Source organism: Streptomyces sp. SCL15-4 (assembly GCF_033366695.1).
Classification (GTDB): Bacteria; Actinomycetota; Actinomycetes; order Streptomycetales; family Streptomycetaceae; genus Streptomyces.
Genome location: NZ_JAOBTQ010000001.1, coordinates 547,955 through 564,484, shown reverse-complemented (window position 1 = coordinate 564,484; position 16,530 = coordinate 547,955). Strand labels below are relative to the sequence as shown.

Sequence of the window (16,530 nt, the reverse complement as noted above, 5' to 3'; positions counted from 1 at the left end):
TCGTTCCTCGGTCTACTTGACGGCGATCGGGTTGACGGGTGAGCCGACGGCGCCGGTGATGGGCAGGGGAGCGGCGGTCAGCCAGAAGGCGTACGCGCCGTCGGCGGCGCAGTCCGCGGCGAGCGCCTCCAGGTCCCACATCTCGCCGACCAGCAGGCCGATGTGCGGGATGACGACCTGGTGCAGCGGCTGGAAGGCGTGCTCGAACTCGTTCGGGCGGACCTCGAAACCCCAGGTGTCGGTGGCGATCGCGGCGATCTCCGTACGGTGCAGCCACCCGGCCGTGGTGAACGACAGACCGGGCGCGGGACCGCCCGCGTAGTCGCCCCAGCCGTCGCGGCGGACGCGGGCGAGCTGCCCGGTGCGCACGAGGACGATGTCGCCCCGCCCCACGGTCACGCCCTGCGCGTCGAGGGTGGTGGCGAGGTGTTCCTCGGTGATCGCGAAGCCGTCGGGCAGTTCCCCTCCCTCGCCGATCACCCGGCCGACGTCCAGCAGCACGCCGCGGCCGGCGATGTGCGCGGCCATGTGCTCGATACCGGTGACCTGGTCGCCGTCGGAGGTGACGACCTGCTCGGCCGGGCGTCCGTTCCACGCCTTGCCGTGGTCGAAGATGTGCCCGAGCCCGTCCCACTGGGTGGAGCACTGGAGCGGCATGGCGATGACGTCGTCGGCGCCGCCGAGTCCGTGCGGCAGGCCCTGGTTGCCGAGCGCGGCGTCGGTGCCGGTGTCCAGCATGGTGTGCACCGGGTTGGTACGCCGCCGCCAGCCCTTCTGCGGGCCGCTCATGTCGAACCGCTGGGACAGCGAGAAGCTGACCCCCCGCCGCACCAGCGCCGCGCCCGCACGGCGCTTGGCCTCGTCGAGGAAGTTCAGGGTGCCGAGGACGTCGTCCGCGCCCCAGCGCCCCCAGTTCGAGTACGCCTTGGCGGCCCGCGCGATCGCGCCCTCGGGGTCGGTGCGGTCCGGGTTCACCGGGCCACCTCCGCCACGCAGCGCGTGCGCTGGGCACCGAGGCCGGTGATCGAGGCGTCCATGACGTCGCCGTCGCGCAGCAGCCGGCCCCAGTGCATGCCGTTGCCGGCCGGCGAGCCGGTGAGCACCAGGTCGCCGGGCAGGAGCCGGGCGGTCTGCGACGCGTAGGAGACCATCCGCGCCACGTCGAAGATCATGTCCCTGGTGGACTCGTCCTGCATGGTCTCCCCGTTCAGTTTCAGGCTGAGCCGCAGGTCACCGGGGTGCGGGACCGATCCGGAGGGCACGATCCAGGGGCCGAGCGGGGTGAAGCCGGGCGCGTTCTTGCTGCGGAGCCAGTCGGTGCCGATCTGCGGCATGTCCCGGCGGAAGACGGTGGCGCGGTCGGTGAGGTCGTTGGCGATCGTGTAGCCGGCGACGTGGTCCAGCGCCTCCTCGACGGACACCCGGTGCGCGGTCCGGCCGATGACGGCCGCCAGCTCCAGTTCCCAGTCGGGCTGCTCGGCCCATGCGGGGAGCACGACGTCGTCGTAGGGGCCGGTGATCGCACTCGGCAGGCCGATGAACACGTACGGCAGATCCTCGGCCGCTCGCCGGTCCATGATCTCCGCCGCCTCCGCGCGCCGCTCCTCCTCCGGACGGTCGTCGCCCGGCGCGCGATGCGCGACATGCAGGTCGATCACGTGCTGCCGGTAGTTCGCGCCGGACTGGAACACCTGGCGCGGCTCGACGGGAGCGTGCACCCGGAACTCCGACAGCGGCCTCTTCTCCGCGCTGCTGTCACCGGCGAGCGCCGCGAGCCGTGCGGCGGCCGTGTCCCACACCTCCAGCAGGCCGCGGACGGTCAACTCCCGGTCACCGAAGGCGACTCGGAGGTCCACTGCCCGGCCGTCGGGAGTGACCAGGGCGGGGAAGGCCGGCTCGTCCGGGAGCGAGAGGGTGGCGAGGGCGAAGGGTCCGGCGAAGAGTGCGGACGCGGCTTCAGGTTTCACGGACATGTCCTCCTGATTGCGGTGTGACCAATCTGGACCCGCCACCCGCGATCGGGGAAATCGATTCTGTGGATGATCGTCATCCACCGTGTAGATTCTTCCTGGTCGGCGCCGTACAGCCAGGGACAGGACCGTGAATCTCAGTCGCCTCGACCTCAACCTCGTCGTCGCCCTGCGCGCCCTGCTGGAGGAGCGGAACGTCACGCGCGCCGGCCAGCGCGTCGGGCTCAGCCAGCCCGCCATGAGCGCCGCGCTGGCCCGGCTGCGCCGCCACTTCGGCGACGACCTGCTCGCCCGCGTCGGCGGCCACTACGAGCTGACCGCCCTCGGCCAGGTCCTGCTGGACCGCACCGCGACCGCCTACGACGTGCTGGAGCGCCTCTTCGCCAGCCAGGCCGACTTCGACCCGGCCAGCGAGAGCCGCGAGTTCAAGCTGATCGCCTCCGACTACGCCGTCGCCGTCTTCGGCGCCGAACTCGCCCGCGCGGTGCACGAGGAGGCGCCCGGCATCCGGCTGCGGTTCGCACAGACCCCGAACACGGTGGTGGACGCCACGGACACGTTGCTGAGCACCACCGACGGCCTGTTCATGCCGCACGGCGTCATCAGCGACTTCCCCGCCACCGACCTCTACGACGACCGCTGGGTCTTCCTCGTCGCCGACGACCACCCGAGCGTCGGGGACCGCCTCACCCGCCAGGACCTGGCCCGGCTGCCCTGGGTCACCTACCAGCGCACCTACGACGCGCCGGCCGTGCGCCAGCTCGGCATGCTCGGCATCGAACCCCGGGTCGAGGTCTCCGTGGACAGCTTCCAGATCATCCCGCTGCTGGTGGCCGGCACCCGGCGCATCGCGCTCATCCAGGCCCGCCTCGCCCGGCTCCTCGCCCCGCTCGCCGCCGTACGCGTGGTGGAGCCGCCGTACGAGGCGGTGCCGCTGCGCGAAGCCCTGTGGTGGCACCCCGTCCACACCCACGACGCGGGCCACATCTGGCTGCGCGAGACGGCCGCCCGCGTCGGCCGGCGGATGGCCGACGGGCCCGGGACATGAGCCGTCGCGCAGCGGGGGTCTTCGCCACGGGGCCATCCGTCAACCGGATCGAAGCCGTCCGGGATGCTCGTGCTGCCGGGGGCGGACAGAGCCGGCGGCTGAACGCGGCCGTGCGAACAGCGCTGCCGGTCGAACATCGGGAACCGCTGCCCGCGGCGGCGCAGCGCTTTTCGTGAACCGGTGTGAGAAAGGAAGCATTACCAGTACTCTCCCCCTGCATGGAGACGGCGGGCCGGATGACGTGACCTGCCCAGCGGGCCTGAGGGGGATCTTCCATGGCCGGACCCGACCGCTTACCGAACGGTTTTCCCGACGACGAGGGCGCGGACGATTTCGTCCGGGAGTTCCGCCAGGCGGTGTCGCCCGCCGAGCGGGACATGCTCGCGCACACACCACCGCTGGTGATCCTGGACGTCGCGGGGGAGGCCGCCGAGTACGACAGCCGCGTCCGGCGACTGATCGGGGCACTGGAGCAGGCACTGCGCGGGCAGCAGGATGTGAAGCTGGTCCCGTACGCGATCCCCACGGCCGACGACGGCTCCGAACTGCTCTCCGGCGCCGCGGCCCGCGGACTGGCCCTCGGCGTGCCCAAGCACATGACGCCGGACCGGCTGCCCGGCTTCTGGCCGCTGTGGGACTCGGTCGGCTACATCAGGGAACACGCGGACGAACGGCGGGCACCGGGCGCGGAGGTGCTGCGCGACCACGCGCACACCCAGATGCGGACGCACCGTCAGCTGCGGCGCGAGGGCCGCCTGCAGGTCTTCTTCTGGGCGCTCGGCGGCAGCGAGTCGCCGCCGGTCGGCGGCATCCGCGGCTGGCTGCTCGGCTCCCTGTGGCAGGGCCTCACCCGTACCTTCCCCCGCTGGTGCTGGGAGCGGCGCAAGTCCCGCAGGCTGGTGCGCGCTCCGCGCCTGCTGCGTCCGTCCCGGCCGCGCTGGCTCGGCGGCATGCTGGGCATGTCCGGAGACGCAGAGACCCTGTTCGCGGTGATGGACGAGGTGGCCGACCGGCAGATGTCGCGGCTCGTCCTGCCGCCCGACCATCCCCGGCACCAGGAATCGCTCTTCGCTCTCGAAGCACTGCTGACGCGGGCTCTGCTGGAAGACCTGAAGAAGCCCGCGGTCGGCAGTGTGCGGCCCCTGCAGCGCCGTCGCACCGCGCGTCCCGTGCTCCTGGTCCCGCTGCCCCGGGAGGAAAGGCCGGGCGCCGAGGCGGTGGAGCGTTTCCTGCACTCTTACCACCAGGAACGGAAGAACACCGCGCAGGCGGCGGGTCCCCTGGTCATCGCGGTCGGCATGCCTTCCCGGAAGCTGCTGGAGAGTCTCGGCAACCCGGCCAGGTCCAGCCTCACCTCGGCGGGACGGCTGCTGCACCAGTCCGGCTCGGACGTGGTCCTGGTGCGGCTGAGAGAGGAACCCTTCACCAGGGAGGGGCTGTTCATCCGTCCGACGTCCCCGACGACGTACCGTGTCGGCGGACGCACGATGACCGCGGGCGTGGCCGGTGGCACCGCGCTGGTGCTGGGGCTCCTGGGAGTCGGCGGGGCGGCGCTCCTCGGTCCGGTGACGTCGCATTCGGGCAGTTGCGTCGCCGGCGACATGCCGGTGGCCGGCAGCAGGTACTCCCAGCCCGTCCCGCTGCACCCGAAGCAGTGGTACGACGAGACGCGCGCGAAGATCGACGCCCAGAACCGGCAGGCCGAACACTTCGCGGCAGCACAGGGCAAGACCGTGCGCACGGTCGTCGCGTTCACGTCGAACGGTCCGACCTCCGAGACGGACACTCTGTTCGACGGCGCGATCCCGGAGCTGCGCGGCATCGCCATGTGGCAGCAGAAACTGAACAAGGACGCGGTCTCCGACGATTCGCGGGTGCGGCTCAGGGTCAGGGTGGTCACGACCGGCAAGGGTTTCGAGAACGCCGAAAAGGAGGCGCAGAAACTCGTCGACGAGGTCAAGCGCGGCCGGCCGGGCAAGGACGGCAAGGACGGCAAGGACGGCAAGGATTACGAGGAGGTGATCGGCGTTCTCGGCTTCGCGCAGAGCAAGGAGACGACGCGCAACGCCCTGGACATCCTGGAACAGGCCGAACTTCCCGTGATCGGCACCACCGCCACCGCGGACGAGATGCTGGTCAGCGCCAACTACTGGCCTTTCACGCCGCTCAACAGCACGGAAGCGCACATCGAGGCGAACTTCGCCACCGGCTTCCCCATCATGGCGCGCGCCGCCGGCGGATGCGAACCGGCCAAGGCGGCGGTGGTGATCCAGAGTTCGGCGGATCTGTACAGCAAGAGCCTCGCGGACCGGTTCCGCGAACATTTCCGCGGCAAGGCGCAGTTGGTCAACTTCTCCCAGGAGGGCGACTTCACGGGCGCACCCGCGGGCACACCGCAGATCCGGAGTGCGCACGATCTCGCGGAGACGGTGTGCGACGCCTTGAGCGGCACCGATCCGACGGTCGTCTACTGGTCCGCGCGCGCCCGTGACTTCGTCGCCTTCGTCAACGCCCTGGACACGCAGGGTACGTGCACCCATCGCGACATCACCATGCTGGGCGGCAACGAACTCACGAACGTGGTCCTCACGGGGGAGTTCAACGACAAGGACTGGCTCCGCCTGTACTACTCGGCGCACCGGCTGCCGGCCGGCGACGACGCCGCCGACGAGAAGACCAAGCAGTTCGTCAGCCGGTACGACGCCTTCGTGACCGGACCGCCCAAGGACGACCCCTGGCGCGACGACGGCCACTCCGCCGTGTCCTACGACGCCTTCCACGTCCTCTCCCGGGCAGCCGACATGGCCCTCTCCGGCCAGGGCGGCGTGGACCCCAACGCCATGCTCACGGCACTGAAGAGCGGCATCTCCTTCGACGGCGCGACCGGCTACATCTCCTACGATCAGGGCAGCAACATGCCGCCGCGGGACAAGACGCTGGTCATCCTGCGCCAGTCGGAGCAGGGCTCCAAAGTCGCCCTCGGGTGCGGGGCGTACCGGCAGGGCGGAGCCGGCCACACGCAGGCGGCCGCCTGCGACGTACGGTAGGCGCCGGCCGGAGACGGCGGCGAGGTCTCCGGCGTGATCGCCGCCGGCATGCGCCCGGGCGGTGCGCTGACCGCTCTGCGGAGCCCCAAAGAGCCGGACGGCCCCCACCGCCGGTATCCGCCGCACCTCACCGACCGGTGACCCGGCGCGAGGCGGGCCCTTGGCGGCGGCGCTCGCCGCCCGGTGAGGGTCTGCGGGCAGCGCGTCCCCGGGCGTCCCTTCCTTGATCAGAAACGCTCCGCCCATCTCATACAATGTTCAAGTACTCGGTGGGGTGGAGGGGGCGGGAATGTCCGCACAAGAGGTGGTTTTCGGGGCGCTGCTGCGGGAGATGCGGCTGGAGAAGTCGCTGACGATCGAGGCGTTGGCCGACGCGTCCGGCGTCAGCGTGCGCGGCATCGGCGACCTGGAACGCGGGCGCCGCGCCGCCCCGCAGCGGCGCACGGTCGCCGCGCTCGCCGACGGGCTCGGACTCGACGACACCGAACGCGAGCGGCTGCTCGCCGCCGCCCGGGCCGGCCGTACCGCCGGATACAGCCCCGTCGGTGTGCGCTCCTTCCCCCGTGGCGTCGACGACTTCGTGGGCCGCGCGGACGAACTGGCGGAACTGGAGAAACTCGCCGGACCACCCGCGGACGACGACACCGAGCCGGACACCGCGGCCGCGAACGCCCAGCCCGTCGTCGTCGCCGTCCACGGCGCACCCGGAACCGGCAAGACCACCTTCGCCCTGCGCGCCGCCCGCCGGCTCGCCGACCGCTTCCCGGACGGCCAGCTCATGGTCGACCTGCGGGGCACCGACCGCACCCCGCCCGCCGCCTCGGAGCTGATGGTCCGGGTGCTCAAGGCCTTCGGCGTGCCCGACCGCGACCTGGCCAAGTCCGGCCCGCAGTCCCACCCGGCCCTCTACCGGCAGGTGCTCGCCGACCGCCGCTGCCTGCTGGTGCTGGACGACGCCCGCGACGAGGCCCAGGTACGTCCGCTGCTGCCCGGCTCCGGCCGCGCGCTGGTGCTCGTGACCAGCCGCCGTATGCTCACCGGGCTCGACGACGTGCACCGCCTGCCACTCGGCCGGCTCGACGCCGCCGAGTCCGCCGCCTTCCTCGCCTCCCTCGTCGGCGAGGACCGGGCGGCGGCCGAACCAGACGCCCTCCACGAGGTGGCCCGGCTGTGCGAGTACCTGCCGCTCGCTCTGCGCGTGGCCGGCAACTGGCTGGCGACCCGCACCGGCTGGAGCGTGCGCCGGCTCGCGGACCGGCTGGCCCGCGAGGAACGCCGCCTGGACGCGCTGTCCGCGGGCGACGTACGCGTGGCGAGCGCCTTCGACCTGTCCTACCGCCAGCTCACCCCCGCCGCCGCCCGCATGTTCCGGCGCCTGTCCCTGATCCCCGGCCCCGACACGGGCGCCGCCTGCGCGGCCCACCTCACCGGCCAGGACCTCCACGACGCCGAGGACACCCTGGAGGAACTGGTCGAGGCGGGCCTGCTCGGCGCCACCGGGGACCGCTACCGGCTGCACGACCTGCTGTGCCTGTACGGCCGTACCCGGCTCGCCGCCGAGGACGACGCCGAGGACGTCGAGCGGAGCCGCCGCTCGATGTTCCGCTGGCTGCTCCAGACGGCCGTCGTGGCCGGCCGGTGGTACGAACCCGACCACGGCGCGCCGCCGCCCACCTGGCAGGGCACCGTGGACCTCTCCAGCGCCGACAAGGCACGCGAATGGCTCCAGGCCGAAGCCCCGAACTGGCTGGCGGCCCTGCACGCCGCCGCGGCGGACGGCGACCACGCGACCGTCGTCGAGGTGGCCGAGTCCCTGCACTGGTTCTCCGACCAGTGGATCTTCTGGGGGCACTGGCCGGAGATCTTCGAGACGGCCGTCCGCTCCGCCGCGGCGCTCGGCGACCCGCTGCTCGAGGCCACCCAGCTCAACTACTATGCCTGGGCCGTGCTCCTGTGCGAGGGCAGACCCCGGGACAGCCTGGAGTACTCGGCCCTCGCGCTCGCCGCGGCCCGGCTGGCCGGCGACCGCGTCCAGCAGGCGTGGGCCCACCAGTACGCGGGCTGGGCCCACCACCTGCTCGGCGAGAGCGGCCCGGCCTTCGAGCACAACACCCACGCCACCGCCCTGTTCGACGCCGCCGGAGACCTGCCCGGCCTGCTCCAGGCGCTGCTCGGCCGCGCCCAGGACCTGGAGGGCGACCGGCGCGGCGAGGAAGCGGCCGAGGCGTACCAGCAGGCCCTGGCACGGCTCGACGAGGCCGGTGACCGTGTGGAACGGCACATCGCCGCCGTCACCCGCGTCAACGCCCTCGCGGGTCTCGGCCGCGCCTACGTCCGCCTGGGCCGCTGGGACGAAGCCGTACGGCACCTGCGGATCTCCGTCGAACTGTGCCACGCCGACGGCAACGTCGCCCTGGAGAGCCGCTATCTCCGTTCGCTCGGTGACGCACTCCTCGGCGCCGGCCGCGAAGCCGAGGCACGCGAGGCGTTCACGCGCTGCATCGCGCTCGGACCCGGCGCCGACCCGAGACGGGTCGCCGAGGCCCGCTCCCGGCTCGCCCGCCTGGACACCCGCTGACCGGTCCCACCGCCCGGCGAAGTCGGCCCCGCCACCCTATGGGGCCGCCGCCGACCGGACTTGCCCCTGCGCGCACGGCACTGTTCTCCGCGCGCACATTCCGGCGCTGCCTGTTTCTGCCTGGAGAGTGCCTGGTGCGCGGCGCGGCCGGCTGGTTGATTTCCGGTAAGGAGAGAGAGGAGAGCCGGGTGGACCTCGTGCTGTCGACGGACACGGTGCCCGTCGGGGACAGACTCGACCGCTGGCGGGGCGCGCTCGCCACGGCCCCGACCCCGATGGCGGTGACACCTCGCGGCAGCGCGCCCTTCACCGGCCGGATCACCGGCGGCCGCCTCGGGCACCTGCCCGTCTGCTCCCTCCAGGCCGACGCCCAGCGCGTCGGCCGGAGCGGGCCGGGCGACCCGTGCGTGGCGGTGCTCGTCCTGACGGCCGGCACGGCGACGCTGGTCCAGGACGGCCGCAGCGCCGTCGCAGAGGCCGGTGACCTCCTCCTCTACGACACGGCACGGCCGTACACCCTGGACTTTCCCGAGCGGTTCGCCTGCCACATCGTCCACCTGCCCCGCCGCGGGCTGGACGTGTCCGACAAGGAACTGCGCGCGGTCACGGTGACCACCGTCAGCGGGACGGACGGGATCGGCGCCGTCCTCGGCCCCTTCCTCACCCGGCTCCTCGACCCGGCGGACTCCTACGGCCCCGCCGTCGCGGCACGGCTCGCGGCCGGCGTGGAGGACCTCTTCGGCACGCTGGTGGCCGAGCGCGGTCCGTCCGGCGGCGCGGACAGCGGACGCGGTGAACTCGTCCTGCGCATCCGCGACCACATCGACCGTCATCTGGAGGACCCCGGGCTGACACCGGAGTCGGTGGCGACGGCCCACCACATCTCCGTGCGCTACCTGCACCGGCTCTTCGAGGACGAGGGCATCACCGTCGCGCGGCTCGTCCAGCGCCGCCGGCTGGAGGAGTGCGCGCGGGAACTGGCCCGCGGCGGCCGGGCCGCGCCCGCCGTGGCGGCGGTGGCGCACCGCTGGGGCTTCGTCAACCCGGCCCACTTCAGCCGGGCCTTCCGGCGGGCGTACGGGCACTCGCCGCGCGAATGGCGGCAGTTGAGCACGGCGGGCCGGACACCGGGCGAGGCGCACGGCGCCCCCGCCCGGATCGCGGCCACCACACCGGCCGCCGGCCCCGGCCGGGACACGCCCCGTGCGGCCTGACGGCGTCCCGGCCGGGACGACCGCGGTGTCCCCGGAGGCCGTCGCGTCACCGGCGGGGGCGGCCGGGCGGGACGGGCTGCGCCCGGAGGCCGTGCCACCGTCGCCTGGAACGACCGGAACGGACGGGCTGCCGTCGCAGGCTGTAGCGCCGTCGGCCGGGCTGCCTTCGGAGGGTGCGTCGGCCGGGTGGGGCGGTTCGTCGCCGGAGGCGGTCGTGCTGTCGTCCGGGGCGTCCGCGCTGCCTCCGTACGGTGCTGTTCCGCCGCCCGCGCCCGCTGGGTTGGGCGGGTCGTCGTCGGAGGCCGTGGCGCCGCCTGCGTACGCCGTCGCGGCACCGCCCGCGTCGGCCGGGTCCTTCCCGGAGGCCATGGTGCCGCCTCCGCCGGGCTCGGGAGGGCTCCTCGCCCAGGCCCCTCCCGCCGCCGGCCTTCCGGTCGCGAAGCGTCCGGCGCAGGAGCGGCCCGCGCTCGCCGGGCGGGGCGCCGAGCAGGCCCTGCTGCGCCGGGTCCTGGACGGTGCCCGGTCGGGCAGCGGTGGCACGGGCACCCTCTTCCAGGGCGCGCCCGGTATCGGCAAGACGGCGCTGCTGGACTGGGCCCACGCCGAGGCACGTGCCCTGGGCTTCACCGTGCTGCGCGCGGTGGGCTCCGAGGCGGAGGCCGGCGTGGCGTTCGGCGCGCTGCACCAATTGCTGTGGCCGCTCACCAGCCGTATGCGCGCCCTGCCGGAGCCGCAGCGGCGGGCCCTGGCCTTCGCCCTCGGCGAGGCCGCCGAACCGGTCCGGGGCGGTTTCCTCGTGGGCGCCGCCGTGCTGGCGCTCCTCGCCGGCGAGGCACGCATGCGCCCGGTGCTCGTCCTCGTGGACGACCTGCAATGGGTGGACTCCTCCAGCGCGGCCGTGTTCGCGTTCCTCCAGCGCCGGACCGCCGAGGTGCCCCTGGTCTTCGTCAGTGCGGGTCGCCCGGAGGGGCCCACGGCCGAGGGCAGGCCCGGCACCGTCGTAGACCTGACCGCACTGGACGGCGAGCACGCCCGCACCCTCCTGAGCACCCGGCACCCGCACCTCGCGGTCACCACGGCCGAACGCATCCTCCAGGAAGCGGCCGGCAACCCGCTGGCGCTGGTCGAACTGCCCGTGCACCTCCACCCCGACCAGGCCCGCGGCGTCATGCCGCTGCCGAGAAGGTTCCCGCTCGGACACCGGCTGGAGCGGCTGTTCGCCCCGCGGCTGGACCGGCTGTCCGCCGAGGCCGCCCACGTACTGCTGTACGCGGCTCTGGGCGGCACGGCGGCGATCTGGGTGACCCCGGCCCTGCTGGACGGCCTCGCCCCACGGCGCGCCGACGAGGTGCTCGACGAGATCGAGACCAGCGGCCTGGCCCGCCTGGAACCGGACGGCAGGCTCACCTTCCGGCACCCGCTGGTGCGCGGCGCCGTCGTCGCCCGGGCCCCGGGGCCCGAACGGCGGGCCGCCCACCGCCGGCTCGCCGCCGCCCTCCCGCACGACGATCCCCGGGCGCTCGGCCACGAGGCGGACGCCACCGTCCGGCCCGACGACGCGCTGGCCGGACGGCTCCAGGAGGCCGGCCGCCGGCTCGCGCTGCGCGGCGGCGACGCCGAGGGCGCTCTCCTGCTGCACCGCGCGGCGGCCCTGAGCACCGCCGCCGGAGCCCGCGCCCGCCGCCTGACCTGGGCCGCCGCCATGGCGGCACGCGGCGGACGGCTGCCGTACGCGGCGAAACTCGTCGAGGAACTGCGCCGCGCGCCCGTCCCCGTCGACAGCGCGCCGCTGTACGCCTACGCCGTCGTCTACGTCGACCAGAGCCACCACGTCGACTTCGAGTCGTCCTTCACCCTCCTCCCACAAGCCCTCGACGCCCTGTCCCGCTCCGGACCCGGCACCGGACCGTTCGACGACCTCGCCGAACAGGTCTACTTCAAACTGCTGCTGGCGACGGTGTACACCTCCGACACGCGCGGCTGGACCGCCCTGCGCGCCCACCGGCACCAGGTCTCCGCACTGGCCGACCTGTGCCGCCGGGCCTGGTCCGACCCCGCCCGCACCGCGCACGGCACGGGCACCGAACTGCGCGCCATGGCCGCGACGATGAGCCAGGAACAGCAGGCGGGGGCGGCGTGGCTGCTGCTGTGGACCGCCGCCGCGGTCGACATGGCAGACGCGTCCCTGTGGCGCCGCTTCCTGGGCCAGCACGCCTACGCCACCCAGGGCAGCATCGCCAAGGCCGGCGGCTACCAGAACTATCTGCGCGGCCACTGGGACCAGGCGGAGGTCTGCCTGCGCGAGGCCGAGGCGGCCGACGCCCTCGGCTACCACTGCAACGCCCTGCTCTTCCGGCACCACTACGCCCATTTCCTCGCCGGACGCGGCGACGAGGACGGCCTGCTCGCGGTCGAACGCGCCATCCGGCCCCTGGCCGAACGGGTGCGGATGAAGTTCGTGACGGACCACCTCACCCATCTGCGGGCCCTGGCCGCCCTCGGCCACGGCCGCGACGAGGAGGCGTACACCGCCCTCGCCGGCCTGACCCCGCCCGGCGTCCTGCCGCCCGGCCTGCCGTGGTTCCACCTGCCGTTCTTCGACTTCGTGGACGCGGCGCTGCGCACCGGACGGACCGCGCAGGCACGGGCGCACGTGGCGGCGGGCGAGGCGGCGTACATCGGCGACATCTCCCCGCACCACGCGTTCCTGCTGGCCGCCGCCCGGGCGCTCGCCGCCGCCGACGAGGAGGCCGACGCGCTCTACGCGGCGGCGTACGCCGTGCCCGGCGCCGACCAGTGGGTGTTCGAACTGGCCCGGCTGCGGCTGGCCCACGGCACCTGGCTGCGCGACCGCCGCCGCCCGCGGGCGCCCGAGGTCCTCCAGCAGGCTTCGGAGACCTTCCGCGCACTGGGCGCCGTCCCCTGGGCCGAGCGCGCCGAACGCGAACTGCGGTCCGCCGACGGCCGCGCAGGCGGTCCGGACGCGCTCACCGCGCAGGAACTGCGCATCGCCCGGCTCGCCGCGGACGGGCTGACCAACAAGGAGATCGGCGCCCGGCTGAGCCTGTCCCCGCGGACCGTCGGCGGACACCTGGCGAAGGTCTTCCCCAAGCTCGGCATCGCCTCGCGCGCCGCCCTGGCACGCGCCCTGGAACGCGGCGCCGCGTAGCCGGCTCCCGCCGGAACAGGTCGACGCACCATCGAGGACAGGTCACACGCACCACCAGGACAGGTCACATGACCTAACCCCTCCCCGACGCCCCCGACGAGGCTGAAGGCGTCACCGATCCGTCCCACCGGGGCCGGAGGACCGGGAGGGGCCACCGTGCAGAACGAGGCAAGAACAGCACCGATGCCGGGGGCGGACCGGGCCCGGGAGTGGGAACGCGCGGTCCGGCGGCGGCTGGCACCCGTGGAGATGACCTTCCCCGCGGGGACCGCCGGCTTCCGGGGCACGCTCGGCTCGGGCGACGCGGGCCGGCTGCGGCTGCTGTCGATGCGGGCCGCCCCGCTGCGGCTCAGCCGTCCCGCGCCGGCCGCCGAGGACGGCCGCCTGGTCCTGCTCGTGCAGCAGGAGGGCACCGGCGCCATCCGGCAGGACGGCCGCGAGGACGTCGTACGCTCCGGTCAGCTGGCCCTGCTCGACCTGAGCCGGCCCTTCGCGCTGGACCAGCACACACCGTTCCACCTGTACGCCCTGCGGATGCCCGAACGCTCCCTGGGTCCGTCCGCGCGGCGCGTCCGGCACCTCACCGGCCGCGCCATCCCCGCGGGCGAGGGCGTGGCGGCGCTGCTGCGTCCGCTCGCCACCGGCCTGGCGTCCGGCACCACCGCCTTCGCCGACCACGTCAAGGACCGTCTCGCCGGCCACCTCGCGGACCTCGTCGCCACACTCGTCGACGAGCAGGCGGGCGGACAGGGCGACAGCACACCGGACACCCCGCGCACCCTGCTGCTGGCCGCGATCCGGGCCCACATCGAAGCGCACCTGCGCGACCCCGCACTGTCACCCGCCCGGATCGCCGAGGCCCACGGCTTCTCACTGCGCTACCTGCACGCGCTGTTCGAGGACGAGGACACCACGGTGCACCGGCTCATCCAGCAGCGGCGGATCGAGGAGTGCGCACGCGAACTGCTGCGCCGCGGCCGGGCCGGCCGCACGATCTCGGCGGTGGCCCGCGGCTGGGGATTCAAGAACGCCGCGCACTTCAGCCGCGTCTTCAAGTCCGTCTACGGCTGCTCACCCAGCGAGTGGCGGGACGCCGCCGCGAAGGAGGACGCTTCGTGACGGCGGTGCACGCGGCCCACCGCAGGACCGTGTGCCGGCGGCACTCCGGGGCAGGCGGGCCGTGATGTCCCCGGCGCAGGAGGAGAGTTCATGTTCGACGGGTTCGAGTCGACACGTCGCGAGGGCAACGGCGTCCGGTTGCGGGTGCGGCACGGTGGCAGCGGCCCCGCGGTCCTGCTCCTCCACGGCCACCCGCGTACGCACGCCACCTGGCACCGCGTGGCCCCGATGCTGGCCGCCGCGGGGCACACGGTGGTCTGCCCCGACCTGCGCGGCTACGGCGAGTCCGACAAGCCCCCGACCGACGCGCGGCACAGTCCGTACGCCAAGCGCGCCATGGCCGGCGACTGCCTGGAGGTCATGCGCGGCCTCGGGCACGACCGGTTCGCCGTCGTCGGCCACGACCGGGGCGCCTATGTGGCCACCCGCCTCGCCCTGGACCACCCGGAAGCCGTGTCCGCCGTGAGCGTACTGGACGCCGTGCCCATCGGGGAGGCGCTGCGGCGCTGCGACGCGGGCTTCGCCGCCCGTTGGTGGCACTGGTTCTTCCTCGGACAGACCGACAAGCCCGCCGAACGCGTCATCAACGCCGACCCGGACGCCTGGTACAAGGCCACCGCCGAGCAGATGGGCGCCGAGGCGTACGACGACTACCGCCGCGCGATCCACGACCCGGCCACCGTGCACGCCATGTGCGAGGACTACCGCGCCGGTCTCGGCATCGACCGGGAGCACGACGACGCCGACCGGCGGGCCGGCCGGCGCATCGGCTGCCCCGTGCAGGTGCTGTGGGCCACCCGTGACGACATGACCGACCTCTACGGCGATGTGCCGGGCGTCTGGCGCGACTGGGTGGCGGGCCGGCTGGACGGCGCTCCGATCGACTCCGGCCACCACATCGCCGAAGACGCTCCCGAAGCACTCGTCACCGCCTTGCTCGGCTTCTGGCGGAGCGGCGCGGAGCACGGCCCCGGCGTCACTCGCGCGACCGGCCGGCACACCTGAACACCGGACCGAGCGGAACGCGACAACAACCATGCATACCGTGATCCGACCGGGGCAGACGGCCTCTGGGGAGAGGCACCCGGAGGGTGCGCTCACAGCTGTGTGGGGGCCGGTACGACGGCCCGTGTCGGAAGAGGGGTTGACGGTGTTGCCGCCTGCGGAGAAGGAACTACGTGCGGTACTGGCGCGCTATGCCGAGGCGCGCTTCCGCCACGACCTGCAACCCACCGGCCGTTCCAGCCGGGAACTCGAAGTCACCTCCCGCAGGCTGTGCGCGCTGACCCGCGCGGAGTCGGTGGACCAGGCCCTCGCGGCGGCCGACGCCCTCCTGGACCGGCTGCGGGCCGACCGCCGTGCCAGCCGGGTGACCCGGACCCCGGCGGCCTGACGGGAGCGGCGCCGGTCACCGTACCAGCGGCCGTGCTCCGGGCCCGGCGGGCAGGCGGGCCCGGCCGCCGTGCGGGCAGGGCACGATCCGGTCCCCGAGGCCGAGCCGGCCGGCCTCGGCGAGGAAGGCGGACAGGGGCGAGCGCATCACCGTGTAGTCCTCGTAATGCACGGGCAGCACGGCGTGGGGCCGAAGACGCCGGGCCAGTTCGGCGCCCTGCGCCCCGTTCATGGTGACCACGAACCCGCCGGGCAGGCGCGTGCCGCCGAGATGGAGGACGGCCAGGTCGGCGGCCGGGAAGCGGCGGGCGATCTCCTCCAGGCCGTCGTAGAGGAGCGTGTCCCCGGAGACGTACAGACGCAGCCGGGACGGTCCGCCCACGGGACCGAACTCGATCATGCTGCCCATCACAGGAGGCAGCAGCCCGCGCAGCACCGGATCCCCGGCGTGCCGGCCGGGCAGCGCGGTGACGGTCGCCCGTATCCCCTGCCGCTGGAGGGTGAGCGCCTGCCACGTCCGCAGTCCCGCCGTCCGCCGGAAGCCGTGCAGCACCTTCAGGCGGCGTGCGGCATGGGGTGTGCTGAGGACCGGGATCGCACGGTCCAGCGACCGTCGGGCCCTGCGGTCCCAGTGATCGCCGTGCAGATGGGACAGCACGATCCCGTCGATGCGGGGCAGCTCCTCCGGGCCGAGGGCGGGCTCGGTCAGGCGTCGGCTCAGCAGGCCGTATCCGAGATGGGCGTACTCGCCGCGGTGCAGGAAGTTCGGGTCGGTGAGCAGCGTCAGCGGGCCGTAGCGCAGCAGCACGGTGGCGTTGCCGATGAAGTGGAGGTCGAGCGCGTCGTCGATAAGCTCTTCTGTGGTGGCCATGGACTCACCCGCTCCTTCCGCCCGAGCCGGCGGGCGTCCCGCGCCCGGTGGCCGCCGGACGCCGTTCCTCGGGGCGGGGTACCCGCTCCGCCGGGAGCCGATTCGTCCGGCCTCGCCGCGCT

General features: G+C 73.9%; 11 protein-coding genes. 8 read left to right on the top strand and 3 right to left on the bottom strand.

The features are described from left to right. Nucleotides 1-12 precede the first annotated feature (12 nt). The gene (locus tag SCK26_RS02235; RefSeq protein WP_318199525.1) at nt 13-975 is read right to left on the bottom strand and encodes a cyclase family protein; all 963 of its coding nucleotides are present in this window, start codon (nt 973-975) and stop codon (nt 13-15) included. Next, nucleotides 972-1,973, bottom strand: a complete 1,002-nt coding sequence (locus SCK26_RS02230) for a fumarylacetoacetate hydrolase family protein (RefSeq protein ID WP_318199524.1) — start codon at nt 1,971-1,973, stop codon at nt 972-974. Before SCK26_RS02230 ends, SCK26_RS02235 begins: the two co-directional genes overlap by 4 nt. A gap of 127 nt (nt 1,974-2,100) precedes the next feature. Here SCK26_RS02230 and SCK26_RS02225 point away from each other — a divergent pair, with 127 nt between their 5' ends. The 8 genes from SCK26_RS02225 (at nt 2,101) to SCK26_RS02190 (ending at nt 15,538) form a co-directional block, all read left to right on the top strand. Continuing rightward, on the top strand, nt 2,101-3,018 hold the full coding sequence (locus tag SCK26_RS02225) for a LysR family transcriptional regulator (RefSeq protein WP_318199523.1): 918 nt from the start codon (nt 2,101-2,103) through the stop codon (nt 3,016-3,018). A 275-nt stretch (nt 3,019-3,293) separates the two neighbouring features. Further along, entirely contained in the window at nt 3,294-6,065 is a 2,772-nt protein-coding gene (locus tag SCK26_RS02220) for an ABC transporter substrate-binding protein (RefSeq protein WP_318199522.1), read from the top strand. A gap of 289 nt (nt 6,066-6,354) precedes the next feature. Continuing rightward, entirely contained in the window at nt 6,355-8,643 is a 2,289-nt protein-coding gene (locus SCK26_RS02215; protein ID WP_318199521.1) for an ATP-binding protein, read from the top strand. Between the two features lie 188 nt (nt 8,644-8,831). Then, nucleotides 8,832-9,857 carry a helix-turn-helix domain-containing protein gene (locus tag SCK26_RS02210; RefSeq protein WP_318199520.1) on the top strand — a complete coding sequence of 342 codons (1,026 nt, stop codon included), beginning with the start codon at nt 8,832-8,834 and terminating at the stop codon, nt 9,855-9,857. A gap of 304 nt (nt 9,858-10,161) precedes the next feature. Then, entirely contained in the window at nt 10,162-13,026 is a 2,865-nt protein-coding gene (locus SCK26_RS02205; protein WP_318199519.1) for an ATP-binding protein, read from the top strand. 183 nt (nt 13,027-13,209) lie between these two features. After that, nucleotides 13,210-14,145, top strand: coding sequence for a helix-turn-helix domain-containing protein (locus SCK26_RS02200; RefSeq protein WP_318199518.1), 936 nt, complete (start codon nt 13,210-13,212; stop codon nt 14,143-14,145). 90 nt (nt 14,146-14,235) lie between these two features. Beyond that, nucleotides 14,236-15,150, top strand: coding sequence for an alpha/beta hydrolase (locus SCK26_RS02195; RefSeq protein WP_318199517.1), 915 nt, complete (start codon nt 14,236-14,238; stop codon nt 15,148-15,150). Between the two features lie 145 nt (nt 15,151-15,295). Next, on the top strand, nt 15,296-15,538 hold the full coding sequence (locus SCK26_RS02190; RefSeq protein WP_318199516.1) for a DUF5133 domain-containing protein: 243 nt from the start codon (nt 15,296-15,298) through the stop codon (nt 15,536-15,538). A 15-nt stretch (nt 15,539-15,553) separates the two neighbouring features. On the opposite strand, the gene SCK26_RS02185 is transcribed toward SCK26_RS02190, so the two are convergent. After that, nucleotides 15,554-16,408: an MBL fold metallo-hydrolase gene (locus SCK26_RS02185; protein WP_318199515.1), complete on the bottom strand. Its 855-nt coding sequence runs from the start codon at nt 16,406-16,408 to the stop codon at nt 15,554-15,556. Nucleotides 16,409-16,530: the final 122 nt, after the last annotated feature.